The sequence below is a fragment of the Deinococcus sp. Arct2-2 genome, from assembly GCF_004801315.1.
In the GTDB taxonomy this organism is placed as follows: Bacteria; Deinococcota; Deinococci; order Deinococcales; family Deinococcaceae; genus Deinococcus.
This window is the reverse complement of sequence record NZ_SSNW01000003.1, coordinates 22,821-44,457: the sequence shown is the minus strand read 5'-3', so window position 1 is coordinate 44,457 and position 21,637 is coordinate 22,821. Positions and strand designations below refer to the sequence as shown.

At 60.8% G+C, this 21,637-nt stretch carries 17 protein-coding genes and 1 pseudogene; 8 read left to right on the top strand and 10 right to left on the bottom strand.

Translation table 11 applies throughout. The features are described 5' to 3' along the window. Positions 1 to 36: 36 nt before the first annotated feature. Positions 37 to 1,332 (bottom strand): ABC transporter substrate-binding protein, encoded by a 1,296-nt coding sequence (locus tag E7T06_RS02270; protein WP_136364236.1) that lies wholly within the window; start codon positions 1,330 to 1,332, stop codon positions 37 to 39. Positions 1,333 to 1,750: 418 nt separating this feature from the next. On the opposite strand from E7T06_RS02270, the gene E7T06_RS02265 reads away from it, so the two are divergent. The 4 genes from E7T06_RS02265 (at position 1,751) to E7T06_RS02250 (ending at position 6,744) form a co-directional block, all read left to right on the top strand. Then, positions 1,751 to 2,716 carry a helix-turn-helix domain-containing protein gene (locus E7T06_RS02265; RefSeq protein WP_136364235.1) on the top strand — a complete coding sequence of 322 codons (966 nt, stop codon included), beginning with the start codon at positions 1,751 to 1,753 and terminating at the stop codon, positions 2,714 to 2,716. A 115-nt stretch (positions 2,717 to 2,831) separates the two neighbouring features. Then, positions 2,832 to 3,698: a MerR family transcriptional regulator gene (locus E7T06_RS02260; protein ID WP_136364234.1), complete on the top strand. Its 867-nt coding sequence runs from the start codon at positions 2,832 to 2,834 to the stop codon at positions 3,696 to 3,698. A gap of 151 nt (positions 3,699 to 3,849) precedes the next feature. Continuing rightward, on the top strand, positions 3,850 to 5,118 hold the full coding sequence (locus E7T06_RS02255) for a VWA domain-containing protein (protein WP_136364233.1): 1,269 nt from the start codon (positions 3,850 to 3,852) through the stop codon (positions 5,116 to 5,118). 168 nt (positions 5,119 to 5,286) lie between these two features. Continuing rightward, complete coding sequence (locus E7T06_RS02250) at positions 5,287 to 6,744, top strand: MFS transporter (RefSeq protein WP_136364232.1); 1,458 nt, start codon at positions 5,287 to 5,289, stop codon at positions 6,742 to 6,744. A 17-nt stretch (positions 6,745 to 6,761) separates the two neighbouring features. Here the strand turns inward: E7T06_RS02250 and E7T06_RS02245 are convergent, their stop codons facing one another. Next, positions 6,762 to 7,598 (bottom strand): helix-turn-helix domain-containing protein, encoded by an 837-nt coding sequence (locus E7T06_RS02245; protein ID WP_136364231.1) that lies wholly within the window; start codon positions 7,596 to 7,598, stop codon positions 6,762 to 6,764. A gap of 112 nt (positions 7,599 to 7,710) precedes the next feature. On the opposite strand from E7T06_RS02245, the gene E7T06_RS02240 reads away from it, so the two are divergent. Further along, positions 7,711 to 8,646 (top strand): phytanoyl-CoA dioxygenase family protein, encoded by a 936-nt coding sequence (locus tag E7T06_RS02240; protein ID WP_136364230.1) that lies wholly within the window; start codon positions 7,711 to 7,713, stop codon positions 8,644 to 8,646. A gap of 46 nt (positions 8,647 to 8,692) precedes the next feature. Here the strand turns inward: E7T06_RS02240 and E7T06_RS02235 are convergent, their stop codons facing one another. Together E7T06_RS02235 and E7T06_RS02230 are read right to left on the bottom strand one after the other, a co-directional pair. Then, positions 8,693 to 9,211 carry a deoxyribodipyrimidine photo-lyase gene (locus E7T06_RS02235; protein WP_136364229.1) on the bottom strand — a complete coding sequence of 173 codons (519 nt, stop codon included), beginning with the start codon at positions 9,209 to 9,211 and terminating at the stop codon, positions 8,693 to 8,695. Then, positions 9,208 to 9,981, bottom strand: coding sequence for an FAD-binding domain-containing protein (locus E7T06_RS02230; RefSeq protein WP_136364228.1), 774 nt, complete (start codon positions 9,979 to 9,981; stop codon positions 9,208 to 9,210). The genes E7T06_RS02235 and E7T06_RS02230 overlap by 4 nt, the downstream gene beginning before the upstream one ends. A 249-nt stretch (positions 9,982 to 10,230) precedes the next feature. On the opposite strand from E7T06_RS02230, the gene E7T06_RS02225 reads away from it, so the two are divergent. Beyond that, on the top strand, positions 10,231 to 11,001 hold the full coding sequence (locus E7T06_RS02225) for a ParA family protein (RefSeq protein WP_136364227.1): 771 nt from the start codon (positions 10,231 to 10,233) through the stop codon (positions 10,999 to 11,001). Further along, the gene (locus E7T06_RS02220) at positions 10,998 to 11,909 is read left to right on the top strand and encodes a ParB/RepB/Spo0J family partition protein (RefSeq protein ID WP_136364226.1); all 912 of its coding nucleotides are present in this window, start codon (positions 10,998 to 11,000) and stop codon (positions 11,907 to 11,909) included. The genes E7T06_RS02225 and E7T06_RS02220 overlap by 4 nt, the downstream gene beginning before the upstream one ends. 59 nt (positions 11,910 to 11,968) lie before the next feature. On the opposite strand, the pseudogene E7T06_RS02215 reads toward E7T06_RS02220, so the two are convergent. From E7T06_RS02215 to E7T06_RS02190, 6 genes and pseudogenes are all read right to left on the bottom strand, one after another. Further along, positions 11,969 to 12,574 (bottom strand): annotated as a pseudogene (locus E7T06_RS02215) (IS982 family transposase). A gap of 728 nt (positions 12,575 to 13,302) precedes the next feature. Continuing rightward, positions 13,303 to 13,806: a hypothetical protein gene (locus E7T06_RS21615; RefSeq protein ID WP_240740804.1), complete on the bottom strand. Its 504-nt coding sequence runs from the start codon at positions 13,804 to 13,806 to the stop codon at positions 13,303 to 13,305. A gap of 155 nt (positions 13,807 to 13,961) precedes the next feature. After that, entirely contained in the window at positions 13,962 to 14,963 is a 1,002-nt protein-coding gene (mgrA, locus tag E7T06_RS02205; RefSeq protein WP_136364225.1) for an L-glyceraldehyde 3-phosphate reductase, read from the bottom strand. A 178-nt stretch (positions 14,964 to 15,141) separates the two neighbouring features. Further along, positions 15,142 to 16,290: a calcium/proton exchanger gene (gene cax, locus E7T06_RS02200; RefSeq protein ID WP_136364224.1), complete on the bottom strand. Its 1,149-nt coding sequence runs from the start codon at positions 16,288 to 16,290 to the stop codon at positions 15,142 to 15,144. Between the two features lie 227 nt (positions 16,291 to 16,517). Beyond that, positions 16,518 to 18,494 (bottom strand): AAA family ATPase, encoded by a 1,977-nt coding sequence (locus E7T06_RS02195; RefSeq protein ID WP_136364223.1) that lies wholly within the window; start codon positions 18,492 to 18,494, stop codon positions 16,518 to 16,520. A gap of 60 nt (positions 18,495 to 18,554) precedes the next feature. Then, positions 18,555 to 20,150 (bottom strand): hypothetical protein, encoded by a 1,596-nt coding sequence (locus E7T06_RS02190; protein ID WP_136364222.1) that lies wholly within the window; start codon positions 20,148 to 20,150, stop codon positions 18,555 to 18,557. A gap of 589 nt (positions 20,151 to 20,739) precedes the next feature. Between E7T06_RS02190 and E7T06_RS02185 the strand changes: the two genes are divergently transcribed. Then, positions 20,740 to 21,417: a sugar transferase gene (locus E7T06_RS02185; RefSeq protein ID WP_136364221.1), complete on the top strand. Its 678-nt coding sequence runs from the start codon at positions 20,740 to 20,742 to the stop codon at positions 21,415 to 21,417. The last annotated feature ends 220 nt before the right edge of the window (positions 21,418 to 21,637 follow it).

Here is a 21,637-nt window from a genome sequence, read left to right as displayed (position 1 = left end):
CTAAACCTTTCAGCTCAGAACGCTAAGCCGCTCTGTTCAGTTGAAGTTCTTGCGGGCCTGCTCGATCTGCTTGTTCGACTCGGCGACGCCGTCGTTGAGCGCTTGAGTCACCGTCTTTTTGCCGAGGTAGGCGGCTTCCCACGCGGCGTCGAACGGCCCCATGACTTGGCCGACCCAGGGAAAGCCACTGGTGGCGTACACGCTGCCCAGGCGGTCGAAGATGCCGCTGATGGCCGCACTGGCAAACTTGGGATTCTTGGCGACCGCTGCTTGGGTGGGGAGGCTGCCCGTGGCCGTCCACGCGAGGTTTTGCTCGGGGAGCGCCATCCACGCCATGAAGTCCAGCGCGGCTTTGCGCTTGGCAGCGTTGTAGCTGGCAGGCTGTTTGGGCAAGGTCAAGTGGCTGGAGCCGCCCCACGCGGCGTCTCTGGCCGTGCCGCCGACACGCGGCATAAACGTCACGCCGAAGTTCATCTTCTGGGTCTCGAAGCGGTCGAGGTACCACTGGCCGCTGGGGAACATACAGACTTTGCCCTGCGAGAACGCGGCCAATTCTGCTTCTTCGGTGCTGTTGGGGCGGGCGACTTTCTGCTTTTGGACCAAGTCGACCATGAACTGCACGGCGCTGATGGCCTGAGGCGAGTTGAACGAGGCGTTCTGGGCGCTGTTGACCATCGAACCGCCGTTTTGCAAGATGGCGGCGTAGGCGGCGCGTGCGCCCACCCAGTTGTTGTACAAGCTGACGCCCCACGTATCCAGATTCTTGGCATCGAAGCCCGCCTGCGTAGAGTTCTTGCCGTTCTTATCTACCGTGCACAGCTGCGCCACTTTCAGGAACTCGGCGCGGGTACGGGGGGGCTTGTTGGGGTCGAGGCCGACCTTCTTCATCAGGTCTTTGTTGTAGAACATGGCGTAGGCCACGCTGGAAATGGGCAGACCATAGGACTGACCTTTGTAGTCGGCGGTTTTGAACAAGGGGCCGAAGAACTTGGCCTTGTCGATGCCTGCCGTCTTCAGTTCGGCGGCGGTGAGGGGCGACACAGCGCCGCGTGCCACGAATCCGGTGATCTGGTCTTCGTTGATGACGACGACGTCGGGGGCGCGGCCAGAGGCGACCAGCGCGGGCAACTGCTGCCAAGTGGTGCCCCAAGGCTGGGCCTGCGCCTTCACTTCAATGTTGGGGTGGGTGTCGTTGAATTTCTTGACCAATCCTTCCATCACGGGGCGGTCAGGGCCGGTAAAGCCGTGCAAGAAGGTCAAGCTGACTTTTTGGGCGGATGCGGACGTGGCGGCGAGCAGGGCAAAGCTAAGGGTCAAGGTGAAACGTTTCATGGACTGCCTCCTAAAACTAAGGAAAAGACAACTGTTGCGCACAGGAAAGATGTGCAGGGTGAACGGGGTAGTTCAGTATCGCAGATGGGCCAAGGTCAGAATCTCGTGGCGGCCACCATTGGGGCTGACATTGCCTAGCACGGGATAAATCAGGAATCCTCCTTCACGGGGCGCAGAGTGTTCTGCATAGATTGTGACCGCTTGGTGCATAGATACTAACAGCTTAATTTGTTATAAGTCAACAAATTGTTTGGGTACCTGACTCGGCGGCAACAAGAATTTACCGGACTTGCTGGAAAGCTGTGCCTGCAGGGCGTCATGTTTTCCCAATGCGCTTGTCCGGTGAGGTCAGCTGACTCTCAGAAACCCACCAACTCAAACTAAATGTTGTTATAGTCGTCTCCTGAAAGGAGAAGTGATGCCTGCTTCCGGAAACCGCACACTGACTCTGGAGGGCGAAGTGGCCCTCGGCGTCTTGAAAGCCCTTGCCAACGAAACCCGGCTGCTGATCCTGAGCATGCTGTCTCACAACGTCATGAACGTGTCCGAGTTGGCCGACGCGCTGAATTTGCCGCACTCCACCGTCAACTTCAACCTCAAGCAGCTGCAGGCCGCCGGGCTGATTTCGGTGGAATACGAGCCCGGCACGCGCGGGTCACAAAAACTGTGTTCCAAACGGTTCGATGAAATTATTTACAAGGTTCCGGGCGCGGCGGTGGAATCCAACCCCGATCTGGTCACGGTGTCTATGCCCATCGGCAATTACGCCCACATCGAGGCCCAGCCGACGTGTGGCCTCGCCTCTGAGACCAAAATCATCGGCATGCTGGACAATCCACGTTCCCTGTACGAACCTGATCACGTCTATGCCCAAATCTTATGGTTTGGCAAATCGGGCTACGTGGAATACATTTTTCCCAACAATCTGCCGTACGGAGCCGCGCCCGACAAGCTCGATCTCAGCATGGAAATTTGTTCGGAAGCGCCGCAATACGACCCGGAGTGGCCGTCCGACATCACGCTCTGGATCAATGGGCAAGAAGTGGGCACCTTTACCAGTCCCGGCGATTTTGGCGGTGTGCGTACTCGCCTCACGCCCCGGTGGTGGAATGAAGACCAAACCACACACGGCCTGCTCAAGCACTGGATCGTAACCGAAGACGGCTCCTATATAGATGGCGACCGGTTGTCTGACGTGACGCTGAACGACCTGAAGATTCAGGGGGCCAATCAGATCAAAGTGCGCCTTGGTGTGAAGCCGGACGCCCGCAACTGTTCCGGCCTCAATTTGTTTGGCCGCAAGTTCGGCAATTACGAACAAGACATCGTGATGCGGACGAGTTACGTGTTTCCCAACGACGTGCCCAAAGTCAGCGTGCGTTAGAACCGGCTAAAGCAACACGGCTCAACAACACTGTTGCTGTTCGGTCGCCCCGCTTAATCCCGATGTGTTGGCCTAATCGGGTTAGGGTGGGGCACTTTCCTGTTACCCTGCGGCTATGTTGGCGGGCGTAGAGTTGGACATTGCGGGCGACTGGGCAGGCGGGATAGAGCAGTTGGTGTACGAAGCCAACAGGCGGCTCGTCTACCTGCTGCCCGAAGACCGCTCCGGGCGGCCCAAAGACGAGGTGAATGCGCGGCTGGTGCGGCATTACACCACGCTGGGCCTGCTGAGTGCGCCGCGCCGCGAAGGCCGTGAAGCCCGCTATACGCGCAGGCATCTGCTGGAACTGTTGGCCCTGCGCCGCCTGATGGCCGACGGCTTGGGCGGCAAAGTGTTGATGTCGGCGCTGGAATCCCGGAGTGAAGAGGAATTGGCGGCGCTGGCGATGCAGGGCAGCGACGGGCTGGGCGGTGCTGGACTTGGCGGGACTGAAGTGGAGCGTGCCGGATCAGAGAGCCGCGCCGGAATGCAGAGGCGTCGGCAGCAAGCCACAGCGCCACAAACGAATAGGCCTCAAACGGACACAGGCATCATGTCCTTTGTCGACCGACTTCGCAAAGATGCGGGTTTGCCCCCAGCTCTCCCCTCCCCTGCCCCGGCACCGCAGGCCGATCAACGGGAGATCGTGGCGTACCAATCTGCGCCCCCTCCTCAATTCCGGCCAATGCTGGGCATTACGGCAAGTCCTTCCCCCATTCCACCGCACCCCCGCAAACCGCACACTGTAACCCGCTTAGAGGTTCGGCGTGGATTAGAGCTGCAGGTGAGGAGCACGTTGGCGTGGCCGCAAACGTCCGGGCAATGGGACGCGTTGATGCAGGAGATTCGGGCGTCACTGCTCGTCTTACAGAGGGCCAGCAAGCGCACGTCAACCGATGACGCGGGCGCGGGCCAAACTGACAACAGGCCAGAACAAGACTAAGCCTAACAGCTTAAATTGTTGACAATGTAGATTGTTGATGTAGACTCTGGGTGTTCCAGAGGAGTGGCGTCAAGCTGCTGCTCACGCCGTCGCCCATAGCCCCGTCCACACTGCTGCTCCGCCCTGTCGCCTGACCCTTTGGAGGTCTGCTATGCCTACTCCTGTTGCTCCTGCCCACCTGCCCCAGATCGAACTGTTGCCGCTGAAAGCCGGACTGCCTGCGGGTCAGGCGTACCACATTACGGTGCTGGCCCGCATTACGCCGCCTGCGCCCGAATTGCGTGCTGGAGCGCGTGCGCCCATCAACCTCTCGCTGGTACTCGATAGAAGCGGCAGCATGAGCGGCCACCCGCTAGAAATGGCGCGGCAGGCAGCGAAAACGGCCATTCGTGCTTTGCAACCCCAAGACCGCCTCAGCGTGGTCATTTTTGACAACACCGTGGAAATGCTGATCGCGCCGCAACTGGTCACTGACTCAGAAGTGCTGTGCCGCACGGTAGAGGGCATTGCGGCGGGCGGCATGACGGCGCTGCATGCGGGCTGGGTAGAAGGGGCCACCCTGACCGCCCAACATCTGAACCCGGAAGCCCTGAACCGCGTGCTGCTGCTGAGCGACGGGCAAGCCAATGTCGGCGAAACGCAGCCAGACAGGATCGCCCAGCATGTGCGCGGGCTGACCCAGCGCGGCGTCAGCACCAGCACCGTTGGGCTGGGCCGCGACTACCAAGAAGACCTGCTGCGGGCAATGGCCGACGCCGGAGACGGCAATTTTGAGCATATCGAAGACGCCGAAGCCCTTCCCGCCTTCTTCGCCGCCGAATTGCAGGGCTTTTCGCGCACGGTGGGCCATACGGTCAGCCTCGGCCTAGAACCCAATCCGGCCTTGCAGGTGTCCAGAGTGGAGGTCATCAATACGCTGACCCGCAACGAGTTTGGGCGCTATCAGTTGCCCAACCTGATTGCCGAGCGGCCCCTAGAGGTGGTGTTTACGCTGCAAGTGCCCGCGCAAGGGCAAGCTGCCGAGGTGGGCGTGACCCGCATTCGGCTGGCGTGGACAGGCCGTGACGGGGTGCGCCGCAGCCAGCGTGTGCAACTGACTCTGCCCGTGCTGAGTGCCGACGCTTACGCCGCGCTGCCCGAACACCGTGCGGTGCGACTGGCCGAGCAACTGCTGCACAACGCCCGTGCCAAAGAGGACGCCGTGCATCTGCTGGATGCGGGGAACGTGTTAGGAGCGCAGCATGCCCTGAACTCGCGCCGCGTCGCCTTTGCCGAATATGCGTCCAGCATGCCCGCGCCAGTCGCGCAGCAGGAAGCGCACGCCCTGAACGACTTGGCTGCAAACGCCGATATCGATCAGACCCTCACCCGCAAACGCGCCCTGAGTCAAAGCTACAACCGCAGCCGCAGCAAGGAGTAACTGCTGAAATCAAGCTCGGTTTCCTGCGGGAATTGAACCTTCACAACACGGAATGGGGGGGCGGGGAGACTGGACGGTTAAAGCTGCGGCTCAGTCTCCCCGCTCCTTCTTTTGTGCTGCATAGGTTTTGCCTCATCCTTGCCCCCTGCATTGCCCCGGTGTGAAAAGATGGCGCTCGTGCGTGCTGCCCGCCCCTCTCCCCCGCCTAGCCGCAAGGAATCTGGCCTGTCTGAACCCGCCGTGCCGCCTACCACTGTGCCGCCTACCACTGTGCTGCCTACCGCTGTGCCGCCCACGCTCAGCGCCGGGTTGCTGCTGGTCGTCTTGATCGTGGCGTTCGAGGCGATGGCGGTCAGCACGGTATTGCCGCGTGTGGCCGACGATTTGCAGGGGCTTGCCCTGTATGGCTGGGCGTCCAGCGCCTTCTTGCTGTCCAGCTTGTTTGGGGCCGTGTTCACAGGATTACTGTCCGATCGGCGGGGGCTGGCGGTGGGGGCCAGTGTGTCTCTAGCGGTCTTCGCGCTCGGATTGCTGGGGGCAGGTTTGGCCCCCACGATGCCTGTGTTCGTGCTGGGCCGACTGGTGCAGGGCCTCGGCGCAGGCGGGCTGGGACTGTTGCCGTTTGCGGTGATCACGTCGCGTTACCCCGAACAGGCCCGCGCCCGCATGTTGGCGGCGGTGTCGAGTGCGTGGCTGATTCCCGCCCTGACTGGGCCATTGATTGCCAGCCTGATTGCCGACGCGTGGTCTTGGCGGGCCGTGTTCTGGGGGCTGCTGCCCGTGCTGGTGCTGGGTGCGCCGCTGTGCATATTGCCGCTGCGGAACGCGCCCAAGCCATCAGAACAAAGCGCAAGTGGGCCAGGCGGCTTGGTCAGTCGCCGGGTGTTGTGGCCTGCGCTGGGCTTATCGGTGGCATCCGGGTCGCTGATTGAGGGCCTGCGCCGTCCTGATCTCTGGGGGCTGGCTCTCGTTGCCGCGGGAGCAGTGGGTATAGCCCTGACTTCACGCTCGTTGTTTCCGGCGGGCCTCTGGCGGGCGCAGCGCGGCTTGCCTGCCGCGTTGGCGGTGCGCGGCTTGGCGGCTTTTGCATTGTTGGGCACCAATTCGTTTCTGCCGCTGGCCCTGCACGAGTTGCGCGGCCTGACCCTTACTCAAGCGGGCGGTTTACTCAGCGTCGGCGGGGCCACTTGGACATTGGGCGCGTGGCTACAGGCGCAATTGGAGCGGCGCTTTGGCCCCCACACCCGCCCCGCCCGCGTGCGTGCTGGCATGCTCGGCGTGCTGGCTGGACTGCTCCTGACCACCGCTGGCGTGTTGGGCGGCCTCCCCCTCTGGAGCGCCTACGTCGGCTGGTTCGTGGCCTGCCTGAGCATGGGCATCGGCTACAACAGCAACAGCCTGTTTGCACTGGCGAGCGCAGATTCACAGGGCGCGGGTGCGGGCGAATTGTCGGGCCAGTTGGCAAATATAGAAGTGCTGATGGTCGCGCTGGCCGCAGGTGCAGGCGGCGCACTGATTGCGCGGGCCACGCCGCTGAGTACGGCTTTTGCGTTGGCATTTGGCGTCACGCTGGCAGGCGCAGTATTGGCGCGGGTGGTGGCGGTGCGGTTGCAGGCCAAAGGCTAGAGCTTAAGCCCCTGTCTTCAAGCTCTCTGCCGAAAGGCTCTGGGAGCCACGCCACACGCCTGCACAAACGCCTCGTGAAAGCGGCTGGTAGAGCGGAAGCCCACTTCGTGCATGATGTCCAGCACGGGCAAATCGGTGGTCAGCAGCAGGCGTTGGGCGTGGGCGATGCGCGACTGGGTCAGGTATTCGCTGAGGCCCACGCCCAACGCCGCCCGAAACAGCGTGGTGGCGTAGTGGGGATGCAGCCCGGCAGCGGCGGCAATCTCGGCCACTTTCAGGGGCTGCTGATACCGCTCGGCCACACACGCGGCCATGCGTTCCACATGATCGGCTGCACCGATACCCGGCAAGGGTTTGGGTTTTCCTGTCGGTGGGGATGCCGTCCAGTTCAGGGCCAAGCGCCGCAACCGGGCCTCCAACTCCAACAAAATGATTCGCCGCGCTTCGGCAGAGGCGGGGTGCTTGAGGAGGTCAGCCCAGCCCTCAAACCGTCCCTGATCGCTGGCGTCGGTGGGTTCCGAATGCACCGCCTGACCGCCCAGCATGGCCTGAACCAGTTGCGGCGGCAAGTGCCAGCGCAACACGTCACCCAGTGGCACAGTCAGCCAAAACACGTCGGTTTGGTGGTCGCTGCTCATCAGGCGGTGGGGCATGGCGGCCCAGAGCAGCGCCAATTGTCCGGCAGCCACAGTCAGGCGGCGGCCCCCGATCAGGTAGGTCAACGAGCCGCGCAGCACTAGATTTAGTTCTATCTCCCTATGTCGGTGAAAGGTGGCCATAGCCCCCGGCTGTCCGCGCCAGCACGCCAGCCCGAACACTTCTTCCGGCTCTGGCAGTGCAACGTGGGCGGGCACATGCTGAGAATACCGGAACTTCAAAGCCAAAAGCCGAACGACTTTCCAAGTGGGACCTTCTATTCTGAAGCTCAACTCTACTGCTGTTGCTGCAACTTACCGGAGGCCCGCTATGACTGCTTTAACCGATGCACCGTCCGCCTTTCCCCCGCCCGTTTCGCCGTTTCATCTCACCGCCGAACAGGTGCAGTTTTTTGATGAACACGGCTACCTCGTTCTGCGAAACTGGGTCACGGGCGACTTGCTCACGCGGCTTCAGGCGGCGGGCCAACGCTGGATAGAGCGCGGCCTAGAGGACGGCGGCAAAAATTCGGACCATCTGTTTGCCCACAGGGAAGTGGGCCGGGTCATGTGGCGGGTCGATTACGTTCACGACAAGGGCGAACCCGTCTCTCTGGAACTGTTGGGCAGCCCCGAAGTGCTGGGCGTGGCTGAAAGCTTGTGCGGGCCAAATTTTGTGCCCACCTACGAAAGCATGGTCTTCAAGTTCGAGGGCGACGGCGAAAAAGTGCCTTGGCATCAAGACGCGGTGCATCCTCGTCGTTGGCGCATCTTCAATTACGACTTGTATTTGGATGAGTCGCGGGCGGGCGGCGGTGCCTTGCGCGTGATTCCCAGGAGCCAGACCGCGCCCGCCGATGTATGTGAGTTGGCCGAGCAGTACGGCTGGGACGCCCCCGGCAGCATCTACGTGGAAATGGAACCCGGCGACGTGCTGCTGCATGACGTGATGGTGGTGCATGGTTCCGAGCGGGCGGAGGGCAAGAAGCTGCGCCGCACCATCTACTACGAGTTCCGCGCTGCCGAGCAGATCGCGGCGGAAGGCCCGTGGGACGCTGAATGGACAGAGCGCCGGATGCGCTTGCTGCCGCTGGCGCTTCGGCGTCACCAGGAAGCTGCGCCTGAGCAGCCACAGTTTGATTGGCAGGCTGCGCCGGAATTCCGTCCGGCCAGCCTCGGCACCGAGCAGGAGGAATTGCGGGTGGTGCATTTGGCCCACACGCCGGGGTCTTATTGCAGCGCCGGGGATGTCAAGTTAGACCAGTAATCACGTTCAACCAGAGGCACGGGCTTGGTGAGCCGTGCCTTCTCTTTTATTTCCGCCAGCGGGTGCGGTGATCGCGCTGGGGCTTGGATTCGGGACTGGGCGGCAGATCGAGGCCCCGAAACAGGTCGCCCCCGCTCAACACCTCCCCCTGAACCTTCTTCCAAAAACCGAAGAACTTGGTCACTGGGCCGCTGAAAGTCGTCAAGCGTTCGGCGGGATGCACCACCACCCGCAACTCTGGAAAGCGTTCGCGCACGCCAGTTAAAATCGTCCCGAATTCCGGCGTCGGATTCTCGGTGGCGTGCAGTTCGGTGGCTCCATGTTCGCGGGCAAATTGGGCCAATTCTTCGGCTACGCTGCCCACCCGGATGTCGGTGGGGGCCGAGCGTGCGGCGGCAATATCACGCACGCCGCCGTACATGAAGGCCAGTCGGGGAAAAGCGATGCGGTGGCTGGATAAGAAGGGGCGGTCAAATACGAAGAGTGCGGGCGCGGTGGGCTGAGCGGTGAGTGCCGGATCAACGATAGAGAGACTGTCGCCGTGAAGCCAGACCACCGCGCTCACGCCCGCCATCCAAACAGCTTTTCTTGCAGCTGCTCATAGCTGCCCATGAAGGGGCAATCGGCGGTGCAGCCCTCACACCACTTGCCCGCTGAGTATTTTTCGATGTTGGCCTGATTCATGATGTAGGGCTTGCCGCTAAACGTACTGGCCACCCACTGCCAACTCAGGGCGTTACTCGCCAAATCGCCGTCCAACAAATGCTCCCGGAAGAAGTCGTAGCCCGCTTTCCAATGCACCCGCCTCCAGTGAATCAGGTAGGCCGCGAACCACATGCGCTCGTGGTTGTGCATGTATCCGTCTTCTTTCAGATGCGTAATCCAATCGTCGGCACAGGGCAACCCGGTTTTCGCGTCCCGTATATCGCCCGGCAATTCGGCTGACCAATCGGCGCGGTACTTGGGTTCTTCCAAGTTCTCCAAGACGGCACGGCCCTTTTGCTTCAGCACCAGCCAAAAGAACTCGCGCCATGCCAGTTGCCTTAGCCCTTCTTCGCGGTCTGTGCCTCTCGCACGGGCACGAATGTGGTCGGCCACTTCTCTGGGCGACAGCATACCGTGACGCAAGTACATCGACAGCCGGGAGATAGGAGCCAGCAAGTGATTTCGGGCCGCGTAATCTTTGGGGTTGTAGGCTCGCAAGGCTGCCAACCCAGCCGTTCTACCTCCCACACGGGCAGGCAACCGAGCCGCCCCGCTGTACAGTCCGGCCAGCGCCTGAGCCAACTCTTTGGGGATTTGTTCGTCGGTCAGGTTGTTGGGAATTGAGGTCATGGCATCTAGTGTGGCGGCCCGAGCGAGGCTGCTTTGTAAGAATGGGCAGGGTATGTGGCCCAATTCAGGTGCGGCGAGTGAGGCAGGTCAACTCTTGAATTACGTAATTCAAAGCGCCGAAGCGTTGGTGATTGTCGTTGGGTTTGGAGGGTTTTGGTTGGGTACTTGGTTTCCGGCCCCCTCGCGCCGAGTCTTGAATTACGTAATTCAGAGCTTGGGATTTTTGGCCCCGCTGTGTACACTCTGTCTATGAGCCGAAAAACCGTGGGTATTCGGGCACTCCTCGAAGAGCTGCCAGAGCGAATTCGGGAAGTAGAACATACTGGGCAACCTCTCGTGATGACCAAGCATGGGCAGGCAGTGGCACCGCTCGTGCCGACGCCCTCACTCCCTGTGCAAACGCCGCGTATTGTGGCGCTCACCAGTTTGAAAGGTGGTGTGGGTAAAACCACCCTGACCATGCATTTAGCGGCCGCTATTGCGCTAGAGCAAGACCAAGTGGTGGTGTTGGATGCCGATGAAGAAGTCAGTGCTTTTCGCTGGCAACAGCACGCACAGGCCGATGGAATCGAGTTGCCCTTCCGTGTCATTCCCGCCGAGCGCAATACGCTGATGCGGCAGGCACGCGACCTTGCCAAAGCGGGTCACACCGTCATTATTGATACGCCGCCCAACAACCGCGAAATCTTGAAAAGTGCAGCCACTGTTGCCGATGTCGTCTTGGTGCCCGTGCTGCCTACCGGGATGGACGTGGACCGCTTGGCAACTACCCTTGAACTGTTGACCGATTTGGGGGCTGCGTTAGAAGATTTCAGTTATGCCATTGTGCTCAACCGGTTCGATGCCCGAAAAGCGATGGCGCATGAGGCCAACGATGCCCTCAACGCACATCCCCGCCTGAGTACCGTCGTCAAATCGCTGAGTGCCTACGAGAAGGTCTTTGGACAGTGCCCCACAGAACTTGCCCAGTTCACCGAAATTTGGAACGAGATCAAAGAGGCGTTTGGGGAAGAAGCATGACTAAAAATCGGTTTCAGTCCAAGGGATCGGGTGCGGGGTTGGGCAATCTGCTAAACCGCTCCCTACAGTTTTCAGGCTCAACTGCCGAACAGCCAACCTCGGCAGAGTCGGCGCAAAGCTTGCCAATTCATTCGCTTCAGCCCAATCCACGCCAGCCTCGCCGCTTTTTCGATCCAGATTCGTTACAGCAGTTGTCAGAAAGCATTCGGCAGCAGGGCGTATTGCAACCGCTCATGGTTCGCCTGGTGGAGAACGGGCAGTATGAAATCGTGTATGGCGAACGTCGGTGGCGCGCGGCGCAGCAGGCAGGTTTGACCAGTGTGCCTGTCCTCATTCGTAGCTTGTCGCCTGAAGAAGTAGATATCATTTCGGCAGTCGAAAATTTGCAACGCGAAGACTTGAACCGCTTCGACGAAGTGACCTCTAAGTTGAAGCTGGTGGCCCACCGCTTCGGCGTAAGCATCGACGCCGCAATCATGCTCCTCAAACAACTTCGCAGTGATCCGGGCAGCGCCCCCGAACAGGTGGAACTGATGGAGCAGCTCTTTTCCCAACTGGGCCGCGAACAGTGGACTTCCTTTGTCACCAACGGTCTGCCTGCCCTTCAATTGCCTGTGACCCTCATCGGCGCAGTTCAATCGGGCCGCCTCGACTACAGCAAAGCCGTGCTGATTTCCCGTGCCCCGCAGCGCCACCATGCCGAGTTGCTGAATCGGGTGCTGGGGGAGGAGTTGACCCACGCCGATCTCAGAATCGCCATTGCCCAATTGAAGCCCGAACTTCACACTGAGCCGGTGCTGGAGCAACTTAAGAAAAATATTTCGGTTCGGCGGCTCTCCAAACTCACCGAACCTCGTCGCCTGCATGCCTTGAAACTGATGCAAGAATTGAATGATCTTTTGAAGTGATGCATCTGCGCCAATCTCCGGGGTGATCTTGAATTACGTAATTCAAACGTGAGTTCGGGTTAAGCCACGAGCTTCAAGGGGCCTGCTTGCGGGATGAGCGAGGGCTTCTTGGGCTGACGGGAATAGGCAATCAGTCCACACACAAGGTTGATCATGAAATTGACGGGGCTGCGGTGACGGGAAGGCTCGATCTGACTGATGTTTTTCAGTTGATCAATGACGGACTCGATAATGGCTCTCTTCCTGAGGAAGAGAGCGTCTTCGCTCAGGACGGGGACAGCGCACTTCATGTTCTTGCGGAGCCGGGTGTGTAACGCCACCTGGTGCTCAGTCAAGAGTTCGGTGACCAGTGCCTGGGAGATAGACCCGCGATCTGCGAACAGCTTCCCAAACAGGGAAAACAGGTCGTGTTGGCAACACTCGCGCAGAGCGACGCGATCATCTCCATTGCCTGGTGTGAGGCCCACCCAGAGCAGCTCACCCGTGTCGCTGCAGATCAAGTGCAGCTTGAAGCCGTAGAACCAGCCCATGGAGGTCTTGCCTCAGGCGGCGTCCTCTTTGAACACCCGATGGGTGTTCATCCGCTTGAGCTGACAGACTTCCAACGTGGTGGAGTCAACGAAAGAAATCCCGGGACACGCACCGAAGCTGCGATAGAGATACATCACCAGATGCAGCAGTGCCCGTGGCATCAACTCCACGAAACGAGCATAGGTCGGCGCTTTTGGAAAGTCTATTTGTCCATGTTGCAGGATGTCTGTCGTGTAGTACGCCTTGAACTGGCGATAGCTCAACTGATGGAAGGCGATGAGGATTGTCATGATTTCGCTGAGATGGAGTCCAGTGGGACGATTGCGGATCGGGCGGGCGTACAGGGCCTGCTCCGGGAGAGCAGGTCTGGTGAGCGACACTTGAACTGGTGGGAGAGCTTGGCAGAAGTCGTCGACGTCGCAACACAATTCAAGTATGGTCATAGTGGCTCCTGAGTAGGTGTGCAAACCAATCATCTCAGTGAGCCTCAACTCTTGCCAATTTTTCGTCTTTGAGCGTAATGAAAAGCGATATTACGCCAATCGGCTTAACCCGAACTCACGTTAATTCAAGGCTGATTGCTCTATCAAAACAGCGCGCAGGCCGGATGCATGAAAACCCGTCTCTCTCCAAAGTCTAAAGTATGGAGGCTCCTCCTCATTTTTCTGGGGAGGAGCTTGCGCTTCTATGGGCTTAGATGACGATGAGCCTTGAGAATTGCTGACAACCGAAAAATTTTGCCGCGCCACCAGTCTCGCAAAGCCTGCAAACTAGCTTACTGATTTGTACGAAGCTTTCGAATAGTGCGAATCATAGCTACTGGCTTACTTGCCAGATAGGTTTGAACCATGGCGATCCCCATTCAAGACTTATCGGACAGGTTCCAGAAATCAAGCTCGTCTACGGCGTCACCGATGCCTTTAAGTTGCGCGAGGTCAGCAGCTTTGAGGGGCTGTTGGGTAGCCTGTTGACCGCCCAGAGCGTCGGCCAACACGTCGTCGGGAACGGCGGCAAAGAGGTGCTGAAGTTGTGCGGGTGTGGCATCTAAGAGGGCGTCGGCCAGCACGCCATCGGGGACAGCTTGCGTCACGGCCAAGCGGGTAGAGGCGAGGGCCGAAGCATCTATTTCTGGGCGCAACGCATCTACATCGTCCAGGTCTGCCGTGCCGGGCGGAGTGCGGAAGTCGGGAACGACGGCCTGAACGGGAGGTTTGGGAACGACCCTCACACCAGATTGGACGGTGGGGGGCGTTTTGACGACAGGAGTACGCGCAGAGCGAGGATCAGACTTTCGCTGGCGGGCAACAAACCGCGCCAGCAACACCAAGCCGACGAGCACGGCGACGATGATCAGGGACACCAGCATCTCTACACCTTACGCGTCTCACACCGCCGATGGGACGAGTTTCTCTGCATTTGGCTAGAGATTTTGGGGGGGGTCAGGGCGCGTATTGGTGGGGGAGGACGCCAAAAGCGCGGCAAGGCGTCGGCTGATGCTTTGCCAAAGTGAAAGAGAAGGCGTTACGCGCCCAAAATCGTTTCGATCTGGGCCAATTCCTCGGCACTCAGGTCGCGGTTGCCCAGTGCGCTGACTGCGTCATCTACCTGCTCTGGCCTGCTGGCCCCAATCAAGGCCGAGGTCACTTCCGTGTGGCGCAGCACCCAGACCAATGCCAGTTGCGCCAGCGTTTGCCCACGTTCGGCGGCTACGGCGTTCAGTTGGCGGGTGCGCTCCAGCACAGCGTCGGTCACATGTTCGGGGCGCAGAAACCGGCCCGATGTGACGGCGCGGGAGTCGCTGGGAATGCCGTGCATGTATTTGTCGGTCAAAAGCCCCTGCGCCAGTGGACTGAACACGATGCTGCCGATGCCCTCTTCGCGCAGCACGTCCAGCAGGCCAGCTTCCGGGCCACGCTCCAACATGCTGTATTTGGGCTGATGGATCAGGCAGGGCGTACCCAGTTCGCGCAGGATTCTGGCGGCCTCCCGCGTGCCTTCCGGCGAATAGTTGCTGAGGCCCACGTACAGCGCCCGTCCACTTCTGACGATGTAATCGAGTGCGCCCATCGTTTCTTCCAGCGGCGTTTCGGGGTCGGGGCGGTGGTGATAAAAAATGTCGACGTACTCCAGCCCCATCCGTTTCAGGCTTTGGTCGAGGCTGGACACCAGATACTTGCGTGATCCCCAGTTGCCATACGGCCCGGCCCACATGTCATAGCCCGCCTTGCTGGAAATGATCAATTCATCGCGGTAGGGGAGCAAATCCTGCGCCAACACCTGTCCAAAAGTGCTTTCGGCGCTGCCCGCAGGTGGCCCGTAATTGTTGGCTAGATCAAAGTGGGTGACGCCCAGATCGAAGGCCCGGTGCAAAATAGTGCGGGCGGTTTCGAGGCGGTCTGCACCGCCGAAGTTGTGCCACAGCCCCAGCGAAATGGCCGGAAGCTGGAGGCCGCTGCGCCCGGTGCGCTGATAGGTCATGGAATCGTAGCGTTGCGGCGCGGCTTGGTACACGGGGAGGGTCATCGGGAACTCCTGGATAGAAAAGGGTGGCGTATTGAGAGGGCCAAACAGGTGCCGCTCAATCTTGCACACCCAGCCGAAGGGCGTGGGGCCAAGATTGAGCGGCGGGGCAGGCTGGGTCAGTCAGTGGCGATCAACAGCGATCTATTTGAGTGGTCAGAGACTTTCCGACAACCCCAGATCAAGCGGCCCAAGCAGGTGCAGGTGCACTCATCGCAACCGGAAGACTGCTGGGCAACCTCGTCTCTTCGCCCGGCGTGACGAAGAAGAAGGCCAGCGCCAGCAGCACGTACACGGTCAGCAGCAGCACACCTTCAAACCAAGTGGCCTCGCCGTCTTTGGTCACCGTGGTGACGGTCAGGGCCACCGCGACAATCGCCACCAGTTCCAGCGGGCTGGAAAACACCAGATTCATAGGCTTGCCGATGGCGTACGAAATCAGTACCAGCAGCGGCGCGGTAAACAGAGCCACCTGAATGGTCGCGCCCACCGCGATATTGATGGCCAGCCCAATTTTGCCTTGCCGCGCAAAGTAGCTGCCCGCAAGGTATTCGGCAAAATTGCCCACGACCGCCAGCACGATAATGCCCAGAAAGAAGGGGCTGAGGCCGAGGGTGCTGCTCGTGGCTTCCAGCGCCCCCGACAGCATTTCGGATTGCAGGGCGATCAGGGCCGTGCCGCCTACCAGCACTGCCGCCGCCTGCCAGACGGGCCAGATTTTGCCCTCATGTGCGCCTTCTTCCTGCGCGAAGGCGTCTTTGTGGGTCACGAGGGTGTAGAGCAAATTCAGCAGATACACCACGATCAGCACGATGGCAACGGCCAAACTCAGGTATTCGTCTAGGTTGTTGCGGGCGGCGTCGCTGCCTGCCGAGAAACCGGGCAAGCGTTCGGTGTAGTCGAACAGGGCCGGAATCATCAGGGCGATGACCACCAAAAATAACATGGAATTGAGTTGTCCGGCGTTCTGGCCGCTAAATTTTTGTTTGGTGCGGCCAAAGCTGCCGATCAGGATGGCGAGGCCTAGGCCCAACAGTCCGTTGCCGATGATGCTGCCCGTAATCTGGGCCTTCACCACTGTAATGTTGCCGCTCAGCAGCACGAAAATGGCGATGATGAGTTCGGCCAAGTTGCCAAAGGTCACGTTCAGCAACCCGCCGATGGCTGATCCGGCGCGGGCGGCGACCTGTTCGGTGGCCTTGCGGAGCCAGTCGGCCAGCGGAATGATGGCGACAGTGGAGGTGATAAACACCCACAGGGGCGGCGCTTTAAAGACGTATTCCAAGAGGAGGCTGACCGGAATAAAGATCAGCAAAAGATTCATGATCATTCGGGGAGCTTAAAGCATTTTGGTTGCTGGCCCGCCAAAAGATGGGATGAGCAAGCGGCTGGTAGAATTCTCAGGGCTGTTCTGAGCTACGCTGAATTCGCTCTGACAAGGCGCGGTGTTTAGAGCATGGGCCGAAATGACAGCGTCAAAACAAAGACTGCTGACGCTCACATGGTGCCCAACTGCTCCCCGAACCTCACTCCGTTCAGTCAACAACGACAAAGGTTCTAAAACGGCGCGGCTTCTCCTGCGGTCTGGAGTTGCGCTGCCAAATGCGGCAGTTCCACCTGCTGAGCCGTGCGGTGCAGCGCGGTCAGGGTGTCGCGGCTCAGGCCCGCCACATGCGGATAGGTGAGTGTTTTTAGGGCGTCATCCAACGACAGGCCCGCCCCGGTGAGGGCCAGCGCCTCGCACATAAAATGCGTGCCGACCGTCACGTAAGCGCGGAGACGTTTGGCGGCGCGGTCTTCGGAGGGTTGGCCGCTGCCAACGAAGGCGTACAGCGCGTTCAGCCGGGCTTTGTCCACCTGTGGGCGAGTTTGTTCCAAAAAGGCCCGTTCCTCACGCGGCACCGTGAGCGGCAAAGTCACGAAGCGCCGGGTCAGGGCCGCGCCGATTTCGTGCAGGCGGCCCACATCGGCGTCGTTCATGGTGGCGATCAACAGAAAATCAAGCGGCAAATACACGGCTTCCGGTGCGCCGTCGGCCTCTGACACCAGCGGCATTCGGCTGCGGTATTCGGGATCAAGCAGGGTCAGCAGCCGCCCGAACGCTTCGTCTTGGTGCGCACGGTTGAATTCGTCGATGATCAGGGCGTGGGGCCGCCCAGAATTCTGCATGCTGTCGTGGTGTCGCTGCGCTGCCCGCGTCACGCTGCCCGGTTGAAACAGGTAGCGCAGGCTGTCGCCGGGAGCCACTTTCAGGCCGCCCAACACGTCACTGCTTGTCCAGCGGGCGTCTGCTGTGACCAACGTAAAGTTGCCCGGCCCGCAGAAGGCTTCGGCCAGCAAGGTTGCCAGCAGCGTTTTGCCTGTGCCGGGCGCACCTTCCAGCAGCAGGGGGCGGGCCAAACTCAGGGCCACCCGCGCCGTATCCAGCACTTCCCGGTCGATGACCAACCGCCCCTGAAGGCTGTCCCACAGGGTGGGCGGTGGATTCACTGGCAGTGGTTTCAACGGTTCTGGCTCGACTCTGATTTCCGGCTCCGTTTCAGCCGGTGGGGCGAGCGCAGGCGGGGGAGAAGGCTCCGTGATGATGGGCAAAATAACTGGTGAGCCGCTGCCTGTGGTGTCGTCGCCTGTGTGGGGACTGACAGGTTTGGTTGGTTCCGGCTTGGTCGGCTCAGGCACTTTGGGCTTCGGAGGCCGCAGCAATCCTTCCAGGAAGTTGCGGGCGTCCATGCTGGGGCGAGGCGGCGGCTGACCGTCCAGATGGGCGTAAGGCAGAGACGGGCCACTCAGAGCGTGCAAAAACAACTCGCTGATCAGGCTGCTGCCCAGCGGTTGCGTGTGCTGCCCCGGCCCGCTGGATTCGTTGTGCGCGGCCCGCAATTGGCAGTGGTGCCAAAAGTCTGCCCCCCGGCGTTCCAGATGGTGTTCGTACACCTGCACGTCTTTAACCAACGCCACTTGCCGTTTTTTGGGCAAGAAGCGCAGCAGGGCTTCCAGCGACAGGACATGCTCATAGAAGGGCACGGCGCGGTAAGCCAGCACCCGCGTTTTGGTCAGGCTGCCCAGGACGCTTTGGCGGGCACACAGTTCGGCGGCCAGCAGCAGTGGGCGCGGTGCAGGGGCAAACATGATCCACGCCCCGCCCTGCTCGTCGGCCACATGCCCGGAAAAGCGCAGCACGGCGTCTGGCCCACGTGGAGAATCGCTGATCACGTCGCAGACCAGCAGGTGCACCTGTGCCATGGCAGCGGCTTCAGCGCGGGTGCTTTGGTCGGCCCACGGAAACTCCACCAGTTGCTCTGCGTTTCGCCGTCCGGACGGAGCCGCGCCCGGCACGGCCAGTGGCAAAACGGGCGACAGCAGTGCGCCCACCGAATCGCTGATCCAATCGGCTCCCACCGCAACCATATCGAGCGTGCGTTGCTGTTCGGCGGGCAACTGGGCCAGCGCGTCGTAAGGGATTTTGAATTGGGCGAAGACCGTCGCAAAAACGGACGGTTCGGGGCGGGTGTTGGTCGGAGATCTAGAGGTCATGGTGTTGGTTGACAGCTGGTGTTCATAGGGTGGATTCAGGTGTGTGAGACGGTGTGGAAGTCATGCCCCGACTTCGGGAAAGCCGAGAGTGTGGAGGTGCGAGGGCAGTGCCCCGTGAGGATCGTTGGGATGAAGCCGGACGCGCGCCATGCGGGCACGTTCGCCGGGAAGCAGGTTGACCTGAATGGCCTGCTCAGGGCTGTAGGGCGGCGGCTCAGGCTGGGGCTCGGCTGTCCATTCCGCACTGTTCCTCAGGGCACTAAACCCACCAACGCCGCTTCCACTCAAACTGGGTCTGCTGGCAGGCCGCGCAGCCTCGGCCCGGCCCGGCCACAGGATAAGGCCCGTCGCCGCGTGAGACAGGCCCATATACCGCAGCAATTGATCGTTGATGTCGCGGAGTTGCTGGGCCATCAGGCGGTCGAGGGGACGGTATTTGACATCGGCCACCAGCGCCCGCCCGTCATCGAACACCGCCAGCAGGTCGGGGCGCAGCAGTTGCAGCCCCAGCCCGATGCCCCGGAAGCTGAGCTGTGGATTGAGGGTCACGGTCACGCCATTGCCCCGAAACGTGCCAGTAAACAGGCCGGAACTGTCCCGCTGGAATTCACCGCTGCTTGCGCCGAGTGCCTGAGTCAGTCGGGCCAGCGCCCAGATTTCGTACAGCTCGGCCATGCGGGTGTGACCCTCCGGAACTCCGGTGGCCTGCTGCGACCACTGGCGCACTTGCTCGGTCAGCAGCGTGGCTTGGCGGGCCAGTGGGTCGGCAGGTTGGCCCAGTGGCGTTGTTGGTGCCGCCGTCGATGCTGTCCCTCGGCCTGCCCGGTTTGGATGGGGAGCAGACCGGCCAGCAGACGGGGCTGCTCCCCCACCGGGAAGCGCGGCTTTGGCCCAAGCAAAGCGCGTGAGCAGCGGCGTGCGCTCGGCAGAGTGGGGCAGGCGCTGGGCCGCCGCGATCAGGGCGTCCCACAAAGCCAGCAGGGCAGAAGTGGCGGCTGGCGGCAGGGGCGGAGCAAGGTCACGGGCCACATGACCAGGGAATCCGCCCCGCCCCCAATGCTCGAAGGTGAGATCCCAGTCTACCCGGTCAGGTACGCGGCCATCGTCCAGCACGCGCTGCCCATGTCCTTGCACCAACTGAGGTCGCCGCCGCGCCAATTGCCACAGGTGCCATGCCTGCCCCGCCAGTTCCAGCAAGTGCGGGGCCGCCGGGCCTGACCCTCTGTGCGCCGCCAACTCATCGCTGGCCGACAAGAGAGCCTGCGGGAAATTCAGGATTTGGCCCAATTCCGGTAGGGCGTCTACCATCCGGCCCAGCGCTGCAAAAGCCTGCTGCGGCTGCTCGTGCAGTTTGGCCGGGTACACCAACACCGGATGCTGCACCCGTCCTGCATCCGACTCGGTGACAAAGGTGAGGCGGCCTACCCAGTCGGTCAGACGCACCTGAACCCCATGTGGGCCGTAACTCTCGATATACGGGAGCCGCTGGCCGTTGTCGTTTTTTACCGGTTTGCCCGCCCCCGGCTTCTCGAGCGCCTGACCATGCAGTCCCACAAAACTGATGTGGCCGCTGGTGGGCAAAAAAACCCCACGTTCTTCGGCAACCCAGACTTCGGGAGCGGGGCGAGTGGGGGAGAGGGCGGCAGGCAAGCTCAATGAGCCTCTAGAGTAGCGCACCCAGCCCGCTGCTCTAGACCTGCGGCTGTACATCTGACCAACGTGTGATGCGTTTGAGGGTTGAGAGCGGGATTGAGCGGTGGCGGTTGGCCGGCCTTTGCTCCGATTCCACTTCTTGTGGTTGAAATGTCGTTCAGGTGATGGTGCAGCAGGCGAAAGCCGGGACAAAGCCTGTAATTAGATTCTGCCGCCCCCACAGTGCCGCAGCCAAAGTGCTTTTACGTTTGAGTAACGAGAAGTTCGGCAGCATAGCGTCTAAAGGGTCATAGGGCACGTTTTGAGCTGCCACTGACCCGGCTGGGTTGGCCGCCTTGGCACTGGGTCAACGCCTGTTCCCGCCGCTGTGGTTGTCGCATTTCTTGACCAAACCTGGACCTGACCAACCAGAAGCCGATCTGACCGTGCTTGAGGAGTGATACATGCCGAGCAACCTTAAAAAAGCCTGTGTGCCAGCCTGTTTTGTACCGGGCTGCGTTGCTCCAGATGGCGGCGCCACAAGCTGGAGCGCCGTACGATTTAGCCAGCGTGTTGTCTGTGGCCCGCAGTGCGGCGGGGGTACCAAGTGGATATGAGAACCAATGAAGGCGGCGGCGCTCTGGGCTTATCGGTGAGCCGAAGCCTGATGCGGCCACTGGCACTGACCGGCAAACGGGCGCTTGATGTGGCCTGCGTGCTGGTCAGTGCGCCGCTGTGGATGCCGCTGTGCCTCGGGGTGGCCGCACTGATTTGGCTGGAAGACCGCGCCAATCCGCTGTTTTTGCAGGAGCGGGTGGGCTTGGGCGGGTCGCTGTTTCCCACGTGGAAATTTAGAACCATGCGTCCCAACGCCGAACAACTGCTGCAAGACACCTTGTTGCAGAATGCAGAGCTGCGGGCCGAATGGGAAACCAACCACAAGCTCCGGCGCGATCCCCGCATCACCCGAATTGGCCGCCTGCTCCGCAAAACCAGCCTCGACGAATTGCCGCAACTGGTCAACGTGTTGCAGGGCCAGATGTCCTTGGTTGGCCCCCGCCCCTTGCCTGCCTACCACGCCAAGCAACTTCCGGTGGCGGTGCAGCTGATGCGCCAGCGGGTGCGCCCCGGCATGACCGGGCTGTGGCAGGTGTCGGGCCGGTCGGCGGCGGGCAATCAGGGCATGGAGCAGTGGGATCCTTATTACGTGCGCCACTGGTCGCTCCGGCTTGATCTGATCATTTTGATCCGCACCCTGAAAGTGGTTTTGGGCGGCACAGGCGCGTATTAAGTCAGCTCTCGCCCCTTTCAAATTCCTCAAAGCACATTCCGACCGCTTGTCTCACAGTGGCCGCGCTCGGTGAGCGTCAGCTTTAGACGTCCTTCATGAAGAGGCCCGAAACGATAGGTTAGCGCCCCGCTTGCCACACTCGCCCCGCATCCCCAATCAAGGCGCAGATGCTTTTGGAGGAACCTGAATGGGTCAACGGTACTTAGCAGCGCGAGATTCT

What these genes read in the sequence shown, in the direction of transcription:
- E7T06_RS02270 (WP_136364236.1), bottom strand. Translation starts at nt 1,332, where the DNA reads ATGAAACGTTTCACCTTGACCCTTAGCTTTGCCCTGCTCGCCGCCACG.
- E7T06_RS02265 (WP_136364235.1), top strand. Translation starts at nt 1,751, where the DNA reads ATGCCTGCTTCCGGAAACCGCACACTGACTCTGGAGGGCGAAGTGGCC.
- E7T06_RS02260 (WP_136364234.1), top strand. Translation starts at nt 2,832, where the DNA reads ATGTTGGCGGGCGTAGAGTTGGACATTGCGGGCGACTGGGCAGGCGGG.
- E7T06_RS02255 (WP_136364233.1), top strand. Translation starts at nt 3,850, where the DNA reads ATGCCTACTCCTGTTGCTCCTGCCCACCTGCCCCAGATCGAACTGTTG.
- E7T06_RS02250 (WP_136364232.1), top strand. Translation starts at nt 5,287, where the DNA reads ATGGCGCTCGTGCGTGCTGCCCGCCCCTCTCCCCCGCCTAGCCGCAAG.
- E7T06_RS02240 (WP_136364230.1), top strand. Translation starts at nt 7,711, where the DNA reads ATGACTGCTTTAACCGATGCACCGTCCGCCTTTCCCCCGCCCGTTTCG.
- E7T06_RS02230 (WP_136364228.1), bottom strand. Translation starts at nt 9,981, where the DNA reads ATGACCTCAATTCCCAACAACCTGACCGACGAACAAATCCCCAAAGAG.
- E7T06_RS02225 (WP_136364227.1), top strand. Translation starts at nt 10,231, where the DNA reads ATGAGCCGAAAAACCGTGGGTATTCGGGCACTCCTCGAAGAGCTGCCA.
- E7T06_RS02220 (WP_136364226.1), top strand. Translation starts at nt 10,998, where the DNA reads ATGACTAAAAATCGGTTTCAGTCCAAGGGATCGGGTGCGGGGTTGGGC.
- E7T06_RS21615 (WP_240740804.1), bottom strand. Translation starts at nt 13,806, where the DNA reads ATGCTGGTGTCCCTGATCATCGTCGCCGTGCTCGTCGGCTTGGTGTTG.
- mgrA (WP_136364225.1), bottom strand. Translation starts at nt 14,963, where the DNA reads ATGACCCTCCCCGTGTACCAAGCCGCGCCGCAACGCTACGATTCCATG.
- cax (WP_136364224.1), bottom strand. Translation starts at nt 16,290, where the DNA reads ATGATCATGAATCTTTTGCTGATCTTTATTCCGGTCAGCCTCCTCTTG.
- E7T06_RS02195 (WP_136364223.1), bottom strand. Translation starts at nt 18,494, where the DNA reads ATGACCTCTAGATCTCCGACCAACACCCGCCCCGAACCGTCCGTTTTT.
- E7T06_RS02185 (WP_136364221.1), top strand. Translation starts at nt 20,740, where the DNA reads ATGAGAACCAATGAAGGCGGCGGCGCTCTGGGCTTATCGGTGAGCCGA.